This window comes from Mucilaginibacter hurinus (genome assembly GCF_003324525.1).
Lineage (GTDB): Bacteria > Bacteroidota > Bacteroidia > Sphingobacteriales > Sphingobacteriaceae > Mucilaginibacter > Mucilaginibacter hurinus.
This window is the reverse complement of record NZ_QGDC01000004.1, coordinates 89,216-103,997: the sequence shown is the minus strand read 5'-3', so window position 1 is coordinate 103,997 and position 14,782 is coordinate 89,216. Positions and strand designations below refer to the sequence as shown.

The 14,782-nt window shown below is 41.9% G+C and carries 16 protein-coding genes; 10 read left to right on the top strand and 6 right to left on the bottom strand.

Annotated features, from left to right (window positions below; translation table 11 throughout):
• Positions 1-10 precede the first annotated feature (10 nt).
• The gene (locus tag DJ568_RS08145) at positions 11-1,495 is read right to left on the bottom strand and encodes a sodium:solute symporter (protein ID WP_114004775.1); all 1,485 of its coding nucleotides are present in this window, start codon (positions 1,493-1,495) and stop codon (positions 11-13) included.
• A 202-nt stretch (positions 1,496-1,697) separates the two neighbouring features.
• On the opposite strand from DJ568_RS08145, the gene recR reads away from it, so the two are divergent.
• Genes recR through DJ568_RS08130 form a run of 3 tightly spaced genes read left to right on the top strand, consistent with a single transcriptional unit; the run spans position 1,698 to position 3,954 of the window.
• Entirely contained in the window at positions 1,698-2,315 is a 618-nt protein-coding gene (gene recR, locus DJ568_RS08140) for a recombination mediator RecR (RefSeq protein WP_114004774.1), read from the top strand.
• Between the two features lie 3 nt (positions 2,316-2,318).
• Complete coding sequence (locus tag DJ568_RS08135) at positions 2,319-3,155, top strand: glycosyltransferase family 2 protein (protein WP_114004773.1); 837 nt, start codon at positions 2,319-2,321, stop codon at positions 3,153-3,155.
• On the top strand, positions 3,139-3,954 hold the full coding sequence (locus DJ568_RS08130; protein ID WP_114004772.1) for an SDR family oxidoreductase: 816 nt from the start codon (positions 3,139-3,141) through the stop codon (positions 3,952-3,954). Before DJ568_RS08135 ends, DJ568_RS08130 begins: the two co-directional genes overlap by 17 nt.
• A 71-nt stretch (positions 3,955-4,025) precedes the next feature.
• Here DJ568_RS08130 and DJ568_RS08125 read toward each other — a convergent pair whose 3' ends face one another.
• Entirely contained in the window at positions 4,026-4,886 is an 861-nt protein-coding gene (locus tag DJ568_RS08125; RefSeq protein WP_114004771.1) for an SDR family oxidoreductase, read from the bottom strand.
• Between the two features lie 60 nt (positions 4,887-4,946).
• Positions 4,947-5,795: a metallophosphoesterase family protein gene (locus DJ568_RS08120; protein WP_114004770.1), complete on the bottom strand. Its 849-nt coding sequence runs from the start codon at positions 5,793-5,795 to the stop codon at positions 4,947-4,949.
• Positions 5,796-6,063: 268 nt separating this feature from the next.
• On the opposite strand from DJ568_RS08120, the gene trpD reads away from it, so the two are divergent.
• The 4 genes from trpD (at position 6,064) to trpA (ending at position 9,733) form a co-directional block, all read left to right on the top strand.
• A complete protein-coding gene (gene trpD, locus DJ568_RS08115; RefSeq protein ID WP_114004769.1) occupies positions 6,064-7,062 on the top strand; it encodes an anthranilate phosphoribosyltransferase in 999 nt (332 codons plus the stop codon).
• Complete coding sequence (locus DJ568_RS08110) at positions 7,059-7,673, top strand: phosphoribosylanthranilate isomerase (RefSeq protein ID WP_114004768.1); 615 nt, start codon at positions 7,059-7,061, stop codon at positions 7,671-7,673. Before trpD ends, DJ568_RS08110 begins: the two co-directional genes overlap by 4 nt.
• Before the next feature lie 9 nt (positions 7,674-7,682).
• Positions 7,683-8,864, top strand: a complete 1,182-nt coding sequence (trpB, locus tag DJ568_RS08105; protein ID WP_114004767.1) for a tryptophan synthase subunit beta — start codon at positions 7,683-7,685, stop codon at positions 8,862-8,864.
• An 80-nt stretch (positions 8,865-8,944) separates the two neighbouring features.
• On the top strand, positions 8,945-9,733 hold the full coding sequence (gene trpA / locus DJ568_RS08100; protein ID WP_114004766.1) for a tryptophan synthase subunit alpha: 789 nt from the start codon (positions 8,945-8,947) through the stop codon (positions 9,731-9,733).
• A gap of 122 nt (positions 9,734-9,855) precedes the next feature.
• Here the strand turns inward: trpA and DJ568_RS08095 are convergent, their stop codons facing one another.
• Both DJ568_RS08095 and DJ568_RS08090 read right to left on the bottom strand, forming a co-directional pair.
• Positions 9,856-10,476: an L-threonylcarbamoyladenylate synthase gene (locus DJ568_RS08095; protein ID WP_114004765.1), complete on the bottom strand. Its 621-nt coding sequence runs from the start codon at positions 10,474-10,476 to the stop codon at positions 9,856-9,858.
• Between the two features lie 106 nt (positions 10,477-10,582).
• Entirely contained in the window at positions 10,583-11,116 is a 534-nt protein-coding gene (locus DJ568_RS08090; protein ID WP_114004764.1) for a YceI family protein, read from the bottom strand.
• Positions 11,117-11,340: 224 nt separating this feature from the next.
• Between DJ568_RS08090 and DJ568_RS08085 the strand changes: the two genes are divergently transcribed.
• The 3 genes from DJ568_RS08085 to DJ568_RS08075 all read left to right on the top strand — a co-directional run bounded on the left by DJ568_RS08085 (position 11,341) and on the right by DJ568_RS08075 (position 14,243).
• Positions 11,341-12,945, top strand: a complete 1,605-nt coding sequence (locus DJ568_RS08085) for an FMN-binding glutamate synthase family protein (protein WP_233496652.1) — start codon at positions 11,341-11,343, stop codon at positions 12,943-12,945.
• Positions 12,946-13,206: 261 nt separating this feature from the next.
• The gene (locus tag DJ568_RS08080) at positions 13,207-13,602 is read left to right on the top strand and encodes a YcxB family protein (protein ID WP_158534896.1); all 396 of its coding nucleotides are present in this window, start codon (positions 13,207-13,209) and stop codon (positions 13,600-13,602) included.
• Positions 13,603-13,877: 275 nt separating this feature from the next.
• Positions 13,878-14,243, top strand: coding sequence for a hypothetical protein (locus DJ568_RS08075; RefSeq protein WP_114004761.1), 366 nt, complete (start codon positions 13,878-13,880; stop codon positions 14,241-14,243).
• 5 nt (positions 14,244-14,248) lie between these two features.
• Here DJ568_RS08075 and DJ568_RS08070 read toward each other — a convergent pair whose 3' ends face one another.
• Positions 14,249-14,776 (bottom strand): RNA methyltransferase, encoded by a 528-nt coding sequence (locus DJ568_RS08070; RefSeq protein ID WP_114004760.1) that lies wholly within the window; start codon positions 14,774-14,776, stop codon positions 14,249-14,251.
• Positions 14,777-14,782: the final 6 nt, after the last annotated feature.

Here is a 14,782-nt window from a genome sequence, read left to right as displayed (position 1 = left end):
TTAATGTAAACTATAACACCGGTACTTTGGTTTTAGGCGTTGATGTAACAAGCAAGCCAATAAAGGTAATGAGGCCGTTTACAATGATGAGTTCGTTGTCAAAAACATAGCCGCCAAGCCAATCGGCTGAATGTGAGCTAAGGAAATAGCAGATAGCCGGTGAAATCAAACAAATAAATGGTACCAGTTTATCATTAACCTGCCTGTTGCTCATAAACAAGCCGAAAGAATATAAGCCCACCAATGGCCCGTAAGTGTATGATGCCACCTTAAATATGGCGCTTACTACAGCATCATCATTAATAGTATTAAAAATGATGATAGTGACAAACATCAAGCCTGAAAAAGCTATGTGTACATAGTGGCGTAAGTTTACCATCTTTTTGCTGTTTACATCTCCGCGCTTATTAAAGTTTAAAAAATCCACGCAAAACGAAGTGGTAAGCGCTGTTAATGCCGAATCGGTAGTGGCAAAGGTGGCAGCGGTGAGGCCGAGCATAAACACAATAGCCGGTGCCATACCCAGGTAATTCAGTGCGATAGTAGGGTACAGGTAATCGGTTCTTTCAACAGTTACGCCATTGCGTGTTGCATATATGTACAGGAGCGCGCCTACGCTTAGGAAGAAAATATTAATAACCACAAAAATCGCCGTAAAGCTTAACATATTCTTTTGCGCCTCGTGTATGTTTTTGAGGCTTAGGTTTTTTTGCATCAGGTCCTGGTCCAGTCCGGTCATCGCTACGGTGATAAACAAGCCGCCGAGGAATGCTTTGGTGAAGTGAAAGCGACTGGTTACAAAATCCTCGAAGAAAAATATTTTAGAGTAGCTGCTGTCCTTAATAGCTTCAGCCGCCTGGAAGATGCTCATATCTAAGCTATCGCAAATAAAATAAATGGACAGGAACACTGATGATACCAGGAATAAGGTTTGCAAACTATCAGTAATTATTATGGTTTTAAGGCCGCCCTTAAATGTGTACGACCATATCAGCACCAGGCATATTAATACCGTAGCGGCAAACGGCACGCCATAGCTGTCAAATATAAAACGCTGTAAAACAATTACCACTAAGTAGAGGCGGAACGCCGAACCAATGGTACGGCTTATCAGGAAGATACCCGCTGCGGTTTTGTAGCTCCAGGTGCCTAAAGCGCCCTCAATGTAACTGTATATCGATGTAAGCTTTAACCTGTAATATAAAGGCAGCAGCACCGTAGCTATAATAATAAAACCCACCGCGTTACCCAATACAAACTGAAAATAGGAAAACTCATCGCCGGCAGGCGAACCGACTTTACCCGGTACTGAAATAAAAGTGACGCCGCTAAGCGCAGTACCTATCATGCCGAAAGCTACCAGGTACCACTTGGAATTGCGGTTAGCTACAAAAAAAGTATCGTTATCAGATGATTTGCGTGAAGTAAACCATGAAATACCTATCAATACTAAAAAGTAGCCAATGATAAAGGTGAGTAGTACTGCGGGTGACATATCGTTATTTTAAGTCCGGAAGTCTGAAAGGCCCGGAAGACCGAAAGTCGGAAAGATTTGGGAGAAAAGGAATTAATTTACCAGGGGTTGTCAAAATAAAAATAGCATAAATATTATTTGACAGAGCTGCACGGGCATGTACGTTAGGGAAATAAGAGTTTAGGACTTCCCGACTTTCCGACTAAAGTGGTAAATTCGCAGAATGAACTTTTCATCAAAGTTGCTGGAGGATGCGGTTGCGGAGTTCGCCAAACTCCCGGGAGTAGGGCAGAAAACGGCGTTACGCCTGGTATTGCACCTGCTTAACCAGGAAAAGTACGAAGTTGAAAAATTCAGCCACACCATAAGCAAACTGCGCAACGAGATACAGTTTTGCCATACGTGCCATAATATTTCTGATCAGCCTGTTTGCGAAATATGTGCTTCACATAAACGCGATAAGGGCCTGGTTTGCGTAGTAGAAGATACGCGCGACGTAATGGCTATTGAGAACACCAACCAGTATAATGGGGTATATCACGTACTTGGGGGGCTTATTTCGCCTATGGATGGTATAGGCCCATCTGATCTTGAAGTAGATACATTGGTTGAACGGCTTAATACCGGTGAAATAAAGGAAATTATCTTCGCGCTAAGTGCTACTATGGAAGGCGATACCACCATTTTTTATCTCAACAAACGCATTAAACATTTTAACATAACCATATCAACCATAGCCCGTGGCATAGCCTTTGGGGGTGAATTGGAGTACGTAGATGAAATAACGCTTGGGCGTTCTATCGCTACGCGTGTTCCGTATGAGAATTCACTTAACAGGTAGGGTATGAAGGTGTCGATTATTATGGTTAACCACAACTTGGGTATGTGGTTAAAGCAAGCAGCAGGTTCTTTAATTAAGGCTTGTAAAAATATTGATTATGAGATGATTGTGGTTGACAACGCATCAACCGACCGCTCCCGGAAAATGCTGGCTGCTGATTTTCCTGGAATCCGCGTTATACTTAACCAAAAAAACGAAGGAATTGCAAAAGCGTACAACCAGGCCATAAAAGTGTCGCGCGGGGAGTATGTTTTTCTGGTCAACCCGGATACCATTACCAAAAAAGATACCATACAAAAATTAATTAATTTTATGGATAATCATGCTGCTGCAGGCGGCGCCAGTGTACGTATGGTAAGTCCGCAGGGACATTTTATCGCTTCATCAAAATTCGGGATTACAAGTGCATGGTGTACTTTGTTAAAATGGACGGGCCTGGCAAAGTACTTCCCTAAATCACATCTTACCAAATGGCGACATGAAGATTGGACGGAAGAATTTGAGATGTGTGAGGTTGATGTTTTAAACGGTGCGGGGATGTTGCTGCGCCGGTCGGCATTAAATCAAACCGGCCTGCTTGACGAGCGGTTTTTTATGTATGGTTATGACATTGATCTTTCTTTTCGCTTAAAAATGGAAGGCTTTAAAAATTACTATTTCCCCAAAACGTATATTATCAACTTCAACGTGCAGCAAGTTTCTAGATTTAGCTGGAGTTACATCAGGTACTTTTATGGCGCTATGTTTATATTCGTCGCAAAATACCTGTTCGAGATGCCCAAAATATCTTTAAAGGGCTTACCGCAGATGTATACACCGCAATATGAAGTTGAAAGGTAAAACCATTATTATAACAGGCGCGTCATCAGGTATAGGTAAAGCCCTGGCCTTTGAATTTGCCGCGCGCGGCGCTAACCTGGTACTGGCAGCAAGGCAGTACGTCACTTTATGTGAGATAGCACAATTAATTGAAAAACAATATAGTATAAGGGCTGTGGCCGTAGCGTGTGACGTTACCGTAGAGGCAGATTGTGAACAGTTGATTAAACAGGCTGTACTTACCTTTAACCAGGTAGATGTTTTGGTAAACAATGCAGGTATCAGCATGCGGGCATTATTTAAGGACGTGGAACTGAGCGTACTTAAAACGATAATGGACGTTAACTTTTGGGGTATGGTTTATTGTACCAAATACGCATTGCCTTATATTTTAAAAACCAAAGGCAGCATCGTGGGTGTTTCCTCAGTGGCAGGCTATAAGGGTTTACCGGGTCGATCAGGTTATTCCGCGTCTAAATTTGCCATGAATGGGTTTTTAGAGGTATTAAGGATAGAGAACTTAAATACCGGGGTACATGTTTTAACGGCTATGCCAGGTTTTACGGCATCCAATATCCGTAATACGGCGCTGAATAAAGAGGGCGCGCAACAGGGTGAGAGCAACCTTGATGAACATAAAATGATGACATCAGAACAGGTAGCCAAACAAATAGCTGACGGTGTAGAAAGCCGCCGCCGTGTTTTGGTAATGACCGGCCAGGGTAAATTAACTGTTTTGCTGAATAAGTTTTTACCAGCCTGGGTTGACAAACTGGTGTACAACGTCATCTCAAAAGAAAGGGATACACTTTTCAAGTAGTCAACACCTGACTGTAATAATATTATAGCTTGTTTTATATAGCGATAATTTTCAAGCAATGAACTAACCAGTTATCCATTTACAACCTCGCCACCGTTTACGTGAATAATTTGACCTGTAATATAGGATGCATCTTCAGATGCCAGAAATACATACGCGGGCGCTATTTCTGACGGTTGACCGGCGCGGCCCATTGGCACTTTTTGCCCGAAGGTTGAGATGTGATCTTCATCGAAGCTTGATACGATGAGCGGAGTCCAAACAGGGCCTGGCGCTACGCCGTTTACTCGTATTTTCTTTTTAGCGAGGTTAGTGGCAAGCGACCGGGTAAAGGTAGTTATTGCTCCCTTTGTTGCTGAATAGTCTATCAGGTGCGGCGATGAGCGGTAGGAAGTGACAGATGTAGTGTTAATGATGCTGTCGCCCTCATTCATATATTCAAGGGCAGCTTTGGCAAAATAAAAATAAGCAAGGACGTTGGTTTTAAAAGTAATTTCCAATTGCTCATCAGTTATCGCGGTAAAATCGTCTTGTGGATAATGTACAGCAGCGTTATTTACCAATATATTTAATCCTCCAAGTTCATTTACTGTTTGTTCAACCGCACTTTTACAAAAGTCGCTATTTTTCACATCGCCTTTAATTAACAGGCAGTTACGCCCTTCATGTTCAACAAGTTCTTTAGTTTTATGGGCATCAGTATCTTCATCAAGGTATACAATGGCCACGTGTGCACCCTCTTTAGCAAAATGCACACTAACTGCCCGGCCTATGCCGCTATCACCACCCGTAATAAGCGCAACCTTTCCCTCAAGTTTGCCCGATGATTTATAGTTTTTGTTGACATACTCGGGCTGCGGATGCATTAAGTTCTCTTTGCCGGGTTGGTGTTCCTGCTTTTCGGCGGGGAATTCAGTTGGTTTTTGTTCCATTGTATTATTGTTTTTATGGGGAACAAACCCTTAAAGCCATTGTTTACTTGAATATGATTTTTACAGCTTGCTTGAGTTTATCCGCGGGTTTTGGCTGGCGTTCACCTGGTAAGTATAAACTTCATTGCTTTCAAACACTTCAACAACCCTGTAACCTTTGTAATCTGTTCCCCAACTGCCACCTATGTGCGAATCAAAAAAACATGGAACATTACCAATCATACGTTTGCCGTCAAGTGAGTGGTCGTGTCCGCATAGGACGGCTTTTACGTTAGGGTAGCTATTAATTAATTCTATTGTTTTTGGAAAATCAAAGAAATACCATTCGTTTTTCATCCAGCGTACCGGCGGTATATGCAACACTATAAATACTGCTTTTTTAGCAGCGTAAGCATCAAGCGATTTTTTCAAAAAAGCGTTATCCGGTTCTATAATGTTGCCCTTTATATTGGTTGTATTGCCCAATACCAACCCTATGCCATTTTGTTCAATGGTGAAGTTATCCTTGTAACCAAAAATGTTTTCCCACATTGCAGTATCAACATGGTCGTGATTACCGGGCACAGCATAAAAAGGAGCTTTTAAAGTATCAAGGTATTGGTCTTTAACCTCCGCTAACAGGTGGGGCTGGTCATGCACCAGGTCGCCGTTAATGATAACAAAGTCGAGATGGTTTCTTTTATGATCATTATTCAACCATGTTATCATATTTTTAAGATCGGATTTGTAATTTGTACCCGGTTCTCCGTAGTGTGCATCAGACGCTATAGCAAACCTTAATACGCGTTTCCCGGCATCTGGTAAGCGCCCTGCGTGGTAATCGTTGCCAAAAACTTTTATGGCAGGTAATATGGTAATAGCGCTGACCGCTGTTACACTGTTGGTAATAAATCTTCGGCGTGTAAGCATAGTTTAGCTTTGGTTAATAATCCACTCAAATCTATCATTCTGCTTGTTTTTAAGAAAAATATCTCCATATTTGTGACACAAATGAAAATGAACGTAACAAACAAAAACTGGTGGTGGCTTAACGAGTAATCGTAGGGCAATTCCATTTTTGTTTTTTAATAATATTCAAAAGGGTTGCCAAAAGGCAGCCCTTTTTTGTGCCCGCACTTAAGAGTGCAATGCTAATAGGCGGGTAATAAAATAAAAGAGTTCCTTAAGAGGCAAAGCTATGAAAGCGATACTTAACCATTTATTTGAGCATAAAACTTTTACGCGTGAGCAGTCAAAAGAAATACTGACCGATATAGCGCAGGGTAAATACAATCCATCGCAGATGGCGGCTTTTATGACAGCATATTGCATGCGGAGCATTACCGTAACTGAACTGGAAGGATTTCGCGATGCTATGCTGGAACTATGTTTGCCGCTTAATTTAGAGGCTGACAGCCTGATTGATCTTTGCGGCACCGGTGGCGATGGTAAAGATACATTCAACATATCAACACTGGCATCTTTTGTAGTCGCAGGGGCAGGATACAAAGTAGCCAAGCACGGCAACTATGGCGTGTCGTCGGGGTGCGGCTCATCTAACGTGATGGAACACCTGGGTTACCGGTTTACGGATGACATAGATAGGTTAAAACGTAGCGTAGACAGAGCGAATATCTGCTTTTTGCATGCGCCGCTTTTTCATCCGGCCATGAAAACCGTAGCACCTATCCGACGCGAGCTTGGGGTTAAAACCTTTTTTAATATGCTTGGACCGTTGGTAAATCCGGCAAAGCCGCAAAATCAATTGGCAGGCGTATTTAATCTTGAGCTGGCGCGCGTGTATGCCTATCTGTACCAAAAGTCGGAGGTTAATTATACCATTGTGCATGCGCTTGACGGATATGACGAAGTTTCACTTACGGGGGATTTTAAAACTTTTTCGGCCGACGGTGAAAGGATTAATAGCATTGAAGCACTTGGCTTTACGCCGCTTAATGAAAGTGAGATAACAGGTGGCGAAACTGTAGACGAGTCGGCGGCAATTTTTACAAAAGTGCTTAACGGCGAAGGGGCTGATGCGCAAAACAACGTAGTATTATGCAACGCGGCGCTCGCCATTAAAACTATCACGCCGGGTAAAACCTTTGCTGACAGTTACTACGAGGCTGAGCGCTCGCTAACGGGTAAAAAGGCGCAGCAAAGCTTTAAAATACTGTTAGAAGTTTCTGCCGCATGATAATTAAAGTTTGCGGCATGACCGAACCGGCAAATATAAAAGCAGTAGCCGGGTTATCGCCAGACTACCTGGGGTTTATTTGCTATGCTCCCTCGCCGCGATTTATTGGCGGCCTGGCGGTTAATGAATTGCAGGCTATTGATTCAAACATCATTAAAACAGGTGTTTTTGTAAATGAGCCTGCCGAGCAAATAACCCGGGCTATTGCACATTATGGTTTTAAAGCTATTCAATTGCATGGCAGCGAAACGCCGGAACTTTGCGCACAATTTAAAGGGACTGTAACCGTATTTAAGGCATTTGGTGTTGATGAAGATTTTAATTTTGACGTGTTGCTTCCATACGCAGGTAACGTCGATTATTTTCTGTTTGACACAAAAACTGCCAGTCATGGCGGATCGGGCAAAACCTTTAACTGGGATATCCTGGAAAAATATAAGTTAGACGTCCCGTTCTTACTATCCGGCGGGATAAGTGCGGATAATATAGAGGACGTGAAAAAAATAAAACATCCCCGGTTATACGGGGTTGATTTGAACAGCCGGTTTGAAATATCGCCGGGCATAAAAAATGTAGATTTGTTAAAACAGGCATTTAAAACTATTAAGTAATTTGCAACCATGAAATACGGAGTTGATGAGCACGGCTATTACGGCGATTTTGGCGGAGCATATATCCCTGAAATGCTGTATCCGAATGTAGAGGCCTTAAGAAAACAATATTTGCAGGTGCTTGAAGATAATGATTTTAAAGCCGAGTTTGATCAACTGCTAAAAGACTACGTGGGAAGGCCTTCGCCGCTTTATCATGCCAAACGATACTCTGAAAAATATGGTGCCAATATATTTTTTAAACGGGAAGATTTGAACCATACCGGTTCGCACAAAATAAATAATGCTATAGGGCAAATTTTATTGGCCGAACGGCTTGGCAAAAAACGCATTATTGCAGAAACCGGGGCAGGCCAGCATGGCGTGGCAACTGCCACAGTGTGTGCTTTAAAAGGATTGGAGTGCGTAGTATATATGGGCGAGATAGATATGGCCCGGCAGGCGCCAAACGTATCGCGTATGAAAATGCTGGGTGCCAGGGTAGTGCCCGCCACATCAGGGAGCAAAACGCTTAAAGATGCCACTAACGAGGCGTTGCGCGATTGGATAGGCAATCCAGAAGATACGCATTATATCATCGGCTCTGTTGTGGGCCCATACCCATACCCCGAGATGGTGGCCAGGTTTCAGTCTATCATATCTTATGAAACAAAAAAGCAACTGCTTGAGCAAACCGGCAGGGAGTTACCTGAATATGTGCTTGCCTGCGTTGGTGGAGGTAGCAATGCTATAGGTATGTTTTATCATTTTTTAGATGATGAGGAAGTAAAACTTATCGCAGTTGAAGCCGCAGGGCAAGGCATAAACAGCGGGCACTCGGCAGCAACCACAGCGCTGGGTAAAGACGGCGTGCTGCACGGTATGCGTACCATATTAATGCAAACCGAAGACGGACAGGTGATAGAGCCATATTCTATCTCGGCCGGTCTTGATTATCCTGGCATAGGCCCGCAACATGCTCACCTGTTTAAAGCGGATAGGGCACAATATGTTAGTGCAACAGACGAGGAGGCTTTGCAGGCGGGCTTACTTTGTTGCCAGTTAGAGGGTATTATCCCCGCAATAGAAAGTTCACATGCATTGGCCCAGCTGGAAAAAATGCAGTTTAAGAACGATGATAATATAGTTATTTGCATATCAGGCAGGGGAGATAAAGACTTAGATACGTACATAAAACATTTTGGATATTAATTAAGATATAGTTTATCGTTAATGGTTCATGGCCGGAATATTCTATGAATCATGAACTATCGACTATGAACTAAAGATATATGAACCGCTTACAAAACCTTTTCGCTAATAAAAACGATAACCTGCTTTCTATCTATTTCACGGCCGGATATCCGGAACTTAACGCAACTGTAGATATTGCCGAAGCGCTGGAAAAAGCCGGGGTTGACTTCCTGGAGGTTGGATTTCCATATTCTGACCCCGTAGCTGATGGCCCGACAATCCAGCAGAGCAGCGAAAAGGCTTTAGAAAACGGCATGACCGTGAATGTGTTGTTTGAGCAACTTAAAGATTTGCGTAAACGCGTGAGCATACCGATACTACTGATGGGTTATATCAATCCAATGGTGCAGTATGGCGTTGAGCGGTTTTGTAAAAAAGCTGCAGAAGTTGGTGTTGATGGCCTGATTATACCCGACCTGCCTATGTATGAATATGAGAAATTATATTCAGGTTGTTTTACAGAAAATAATCTTAGCAACATTTTCCTCGTAACACCCAACACTTCAGAAGAACGTATTCGTAAAATTGACGATTTAAGTACCGGCTTTATCTATTTGCTGTCTTCATCCTCCATAACCGGCAGCAATTTGCAGGTGTCTGTACCCATAGAGGATTATTATAAACGTATAAAGGCTATGGAGCTTAAAAATCCAACCATTATTGGTTTCGGGATATCAAATAGTAGCACTTTTAACAAGGCTTGTCAATACGCCAACGGCGCCATAGTAGGCAGTGCTTTTGTTAAGCTTTTAGCCACCGACAATTATCTCCCGCTCATCCCGGACTTCATAAAAAACATAAAGCCTGATTTATCAAGCAGGGGCTAGTTTATATATGTTTGTGGATTGTTTGCAGGTATCCTAACTTCAATAAATTAGCGGTAAGGGGAGTGCTTGTTTACTAGGAGCATACCGCCAATTAATAAATAGCATAGTCCCGTCCATAGCCATTATAAATACAAATCCAATTCACCTTTTCCTTCACGTATAACATCAAATTCTCCTGATGTACAATCAATTACAGTTGATGGAATGTTACCGCCGTAACCGCCGTCTATCACCATGTCAACTTTGTCCTGGTACTTTTCGTAAATAAGTTCCGGATCGGTAGAATATTCCACAATTTCATCTTCGTCATGTATAGATGTAGACAGAATGGGATTGCCCAGCACGCGCACTATTTCGCGGGCTATGTCATTGTCGGGCACACGTATACCCACTGTTTTTTTATTTGAGCTTAACAGTTTAGGTACGGCATGGCTGGCGTTAAATATAAAGGTAAATGGGCCTGGCAATGCTTTTTTTAACACACGGAAAGTTGTATTGTCAATTGGCTTGATATAGTCAGATATATGGCTGAGATCATAGCATATAAATGAAAAATTGGCCTTATCCGGTTTAATATTCCTTATTTTACAGATAGCCTCTATAGCCCGGTGATTTGTAATGTCACAGCCCAGGCCATAAACCGTATCAGTAGGATAGATAATTATACCACCCTTTCGCAGCACATTGGCTACTTGTTCAATGGCTTTAGGATTAGGGTTCTCGGGATATATCTTTATCAGCATACGTATAAAGCAAATATACCCCTAAAAAGGTTTTTAACACCTCCAAAAGTCCCTCACGAATTTAAAGCGACTTCTGGAGATGGATATCTGTTTATGATAAAAGGTACTATGCTTGTTTGGCAAACTGCACGTTAAATATCAGCTTAACCTCATCTGCTACAACTATGGCACCGGCTTCGGTTACACCATTCCAGGTAAGCCCAAAATCTTTACGGCTGATTTTTCCGGTCACCTCAAAGCCCGCCTTGTTGTTGCCATAAAAATCGGTAGCAGATCCACCAAATTCAACATCAAGTTTAACGGGTTTGGTAACATCTTTAATAGTCAGATCGCCTTCTAAAAGATATTCATCACCGCCTTTTTTTGTAAATGAAGTTGATTTGAACGTAAGCTTCGGATACTTTTCAGCATCGAAAAAATCTGCTGACTTTAAATGCCCGTCGCGCTGGCCCTGGTTAGTGTCTATGCTGGCTATATCGGCTGAGAATTGAATTTTCGCGTTTTCAAAGTCGTCACCGTCTGTCTCTAATTCACCGTCGAACGTTTTAAATGAGCCGGTAACAGTTGATATAACTAAGTGCTTTACTTTAAATTGTACTTCTGAGTGTGTGGGATCTAATACCCATTTTGTAGTTGCCATAGCTGGTTATGTTTTAGTTTCTAATTGTTTATGAACACAAATATAATAATATATGTTTAAACATCTATTATTTTTATTAGTAATTACATTTGTCAGACAAAGCGATAATTTTATAACTGCAATGCGTCAGATTTGTTGTAATAAACTGTTAGATTAGCAGTTGTTAGATAAATCAAAAGCAGATGATAAGAGCTTTTTTTATAGTTTCATTAATAATTTTTGCAATGATAGGAGCGTGGGGCTATGTTTGGCACCCTGCACTATACCTTTATGTAATTGCTTTTCCGCTCTTTATTGTTGGGTTATATGACCTATTACAAACTAAGAGTACAATTGTACGTAACTTTCCTGTGTTAGGACGTTTGCGTTTCCTAATGGAAGATCTGCGACCTAAAGTTTATCAATATTTTATCGAAAGTGAAACCAATGGCACACCGTTTAACCGGCAAAGCCGGAGTGTGATATACCAGCGCGCAAAAAAAGTTGACGATACACGCGCATTTGGTACCGATTTGGACGTTTACCAGGATGGTTATGAATGGCTTAACCACAGCCTTTCTGCTATTGCCCACGGACAGCTTAATCTTAAGCCCCGGGTAACGGTTGGTGGCCCGCAGTGCACACAGCCGTATAGTGCCAGCGTATATAATATATCAGCGATGAGTTTTGGCTCGCTTAGCGAAAACGCTATACTGGCACTAAACAGTGGCGCTAAACTTGGCGGTTTTGCGCACAATACCGGCGAAGGCGGCTTAAGCGACTACCACTTACAACCCGGCGGCGATATCATTTGGCAAATTGGCACAGGTTATTTCAGTTGCCGCAACAACGACGGTACTTTTAATACCGAAGCTTTTACACAACGGGCCATCTTACCGCAGGTAAAAATGATAGAAATAAAATTGTCGCAAGGGGCTAAGCCGGGGCATGGCGGTTTATTGCCTGCCGCCAAGGTAACCGCAGAAATAGCGAGGATAAGATTGGTGGAGATGGGCCACGATGTGGAGTCGCCACCAAGGCATTCAGCATTTTCAAACCCGGTAGAGTTGGTGCACTTCATAAAAAAACTACGCGACTTATCGGGCGGCAAGCCCGTAGGGTTTAAACTTTGCATAGGTCATAAAAGCGAGTTTTTGGCAATTTGTAAAGCTATAGTAAGGGAGCAGATTTACCCGGATTTTATTACAGTTGACGGGGGAGAAGGCGGCACAGGGGCTGCACCCCTGGAGTTTTCAAACTCAATTGGCATGCCATTGCGTGAGGCATTAGCATTTGTGTATGATGTGCTTACTGGGTTTGATATAAAGCAATACATTAAAGTAATAGCTTCAGGCAAAGTGGCAACGGGTTTTGACCTGGTTAAAAATTTTGCGTTAGGCGCCGATATGTGTAACAGCGCGCGCGGCATGATGTTCGCGTTAGGTTGCATACAGGCGCTGGAGTGCAATAAAAATTCGTGTCCTACTGGTGTGGCCACGCAGGATAAAGGTTTAATGCGGGGCCTTGTAGTTGACGACAAGAAAACCAGGGTAGCATATTTCCATAATCAAACTGTGAGCGCCGCCATACAGATGTTAGGTGCTGCCGGTCTGCAACACCCAGACGACATACAGCGCCAGTTCATTTATCGCCGGGTAAGTGCCAACTGCATACAAACTTATGACGAGCTGTTTCCGTACATACCAAAAGGTAGTTTATTGCAAACGCCCTACCCGCAGCGTTTTGAACGAGATATGGCTGTTAGCAGCTATGATAGCTTCGTGCCCGATTATACAAAAATCAGCGATGTAAAGTTAGCCGCGGCGAACCCGCATGTTGTTAATAGTTAGCGACTAATGCCGTGAGCGCGCTTCACATAACTATAGTTTTTAACAGCTTATGGAATCTTGACCTAAAATGCATCTTTAGTGTGTGGTTAAATAACTGTTCAATCTTAAACCTTGTTGTAGCGGCTTAGTTATCAGGTATAAGCTTTAGGATTTAGCATGAACATCAAAACTAAATTAACCTTCAAGCACTTTTTGAGCTTGCAATTTTTACTGGTTTATAAAAAGCCTGCGTTCATTATTTTGACAATTTTTGGTGTTATAATGTTAATTCTTGCTTCATCATACTTTTTGGGATTTTGGCAGCAGGGGAGCTTCCCGGTATTCCAACTGGTTTTTGCAATTTTTGTTCTTGCCGGATTGCCTTTTAGCATATACCGGTCTGCAAAAAAGCAGTTTAATGAAAATGAAAAACTCAGCGAAACTTTAACTTACACTTTTGATACCCGTCAAGTTGAAATAAAGGGCGAAACATTTGTGTCTTTCTTACCGTGGGACAAAGTGAAAAAGGTAGTTGAACTTAATAATTGGATATTGATATATCAGGACAATCGTACGCTGAATGTGATACCAAAAATCGATTTGACAACAAATGACCTAAACAACTTACGCAATATAATAAAGAGTATTGGTGGGCTGGCGTCCAATTTAAAAGACTAAAGTTTTAGGTTGTTATAACTTTTTTGTAAAGTAAACGTTAAAGTTCAAATGTTAAGATTATATGATCTTAATCAGCCTATAACGTTAATTGTGCCGTTAGGTATTTGAATTTTTTGTAATATTGAGGCTGCTTTTAACCGCTTTACATCGCTAAAAACAAACCAATTTTAAACTATTATTTTCACTTCGTGTAGATGGCGTTAACTATTAGTAAAAGAAGGATATATAATGTATTGACAGCAGTTTTTTGCGCTATAATGGGGTTTACACTTTGTATGTTCCAGATATACTGCCAACTAGAGCTAACCGACTTAGAGGATATTATTGTTTGGATTTGCTTAGGCGCTTTGCCTGTGTTTTTTACGCTGGTTTATATTGGCGGCGGTATTTTATACAGCGCCGGCGGCAACTTTATCAAGGTATTTGTTGTTAATTCGGTGATGCTTTATATCATCCTTGCAGTAAACCTTACGTTTATATTTATACCTTTTGATGAGTTTGTTGACAATTATATCCTGTTAGGGTCTATCGGGGTTTGCTCATATTTGCTGGCACTTATCATGTATCTGAAGTTTTTAGGCGGGCCCGACACAGTTGTTCACCATAGGCCCAAAAAAGCACCCAAGGTAATTTCAGCATAAAAGTTCTACCGTAGCTTGCAGGAGAAATCCCACAGTACTATACCGGCAGATACAACAATATTAAAGGAGTGCTTGGTGCCAAATTGCGGTATCTCAATGCATGTATCAACATGTTGCATTACTTCGTCGCCCACGCCGTTTACCTCGTTACCAAATATAAGCGCGTATTTTGTATTGCCGGCAGGTGTAAAGGTATCCAGCATTACACTATTTTCGGCCTGCTCAATAGCAATAGCAGTATATCCATTTTCTCTCAGGTCATTCAAAGCATTTAAAGTATTGCTATAATATTCCCATTCGATAGATTGTGTAGCACCGAGTGCGGTTTTTTCTATCTCGCGATGAGGAGGCTGCGCTGTTATACCGCAAAGTATAACTTTTTGTACTGCAAATGCATCTGAAGTTCGAAATATGGAGCCGATATTATGCATACTGCGTACATTATCAAGCACCACCGCCACGCTCAACTTATCCTGTGCTTTAAATTCTTCAACAGTTGCCCGGTTAAGTTCGTCTAACTTTAATTTACGCATGTATGT

Bases quoted from the DNA above. Each gene is read 5' to 3' on its own strand.
- DJ568_RS08145 (WP_114004775.1), bottom strand. From the start codon at position 1,495: ATGTCACCCGCAGTACTACTCACCTTTATCATTGGCTACTTTTTAGTA.
- recR (WP_114004774.1), top strand. From the start codon at position 1,698: ATGAACTTTTCATCAAAGTTGCTGGAGGATGCGGTTGCGGAGTTCGCC.
- DJ568_RS08135 (WP_114004773.1), top strand. From the start codon at position 2,319: ATGAAGGTGTCGATTATTATGGTTAACCACAACTTGGGTATGTGGTTA.
- DJ568_RS08130 (WP_114004772.1), top strand. From the start codon at position 3,139: ATGAAGTTGAAAGGTAAAACCATTATTATAACAGGCGCGTCATCAGGT.
- DJ568_RS08125 (WP_114004771.1), bottom strand. From the start codon at position 4,886: ATGGAACAAAAACCAACTGAATTCCCCGCCGAAAAGCAGGAACACCAA.
- DJ568_RS08120 (WP_114004770.1), bottom strand. From the start codon at position 5,795: ATGCTTACACGCCGAAGATTTATTACCAACAGTGTAACAGCGGTCAGC.
- trpD (WP_114004769.1), top strand. From the start codon at position 6,064: ATGAAAGCGATACTTAACCATTTATTTGAGCATAAAACTTTTACGCGT.
- DJ568_RS08110 (WP_114004768.1), top strand. From the start codon at position 7,059: ATGATAATTAAAGTTTGCGGCATGACCGAACCGGCAAATATAAAAGCA.
- trpB (WP_114004767.1), top strand. From the start codon at position 7,683: ATGAAATACGGAGTTGATGAGCACGGCTATTACGGCGATTTTGGCGGA.
- trpA (WP_114004766.1), top strand. From the start codon at position 8,945: ATGAACCGCTTACAAAACCTTTTCGCTAATAAAAACGATAACCTGCTT.
- DJ568_RS08095 (WP_114004765.1), bottom strand. From the start codon at position 10,476: ATGCTGATAAAGATATATCCCGAGAACCCTAATCCTAAAGCCATTGAA.
- DJ568_RS08090 (WP_114004764.1), bottom strand. From the start codon at position 11,116: ATGGCAACTACAAAATGGGTATTAGATCCCACACACTCAGAAGTACAA.
- DJ568_RS08085 (WP_233496652.1), top strand. From the start codon at position 11,341: ATGATAGGAGCGTGGGGCTATGTTTGGCACCCTGCACTATACCTTTAT.
- DJ568_RS08080 (WP_158534896.1), top strand. From the start codon at position 13,207: ATGTTAATTCTTGCTTCATCATACTTTTTGGGATTTTGGCAGCAGGGG.
- DJ568_RS08075 (WP_114004761.1), top strand. From the start codon at position 13,878: ATGTTCCAGATATACTGCCAACTAGAGCTAACCGACTTAGAGGATATT.
- DJ568_RS08070 (WP_114004760.1), bottom strand. From the start codon at position 14,776: ATGCGTAAATTAAAGTTAGACGAACTTAACCGGGCAACTGTTGAAGAA.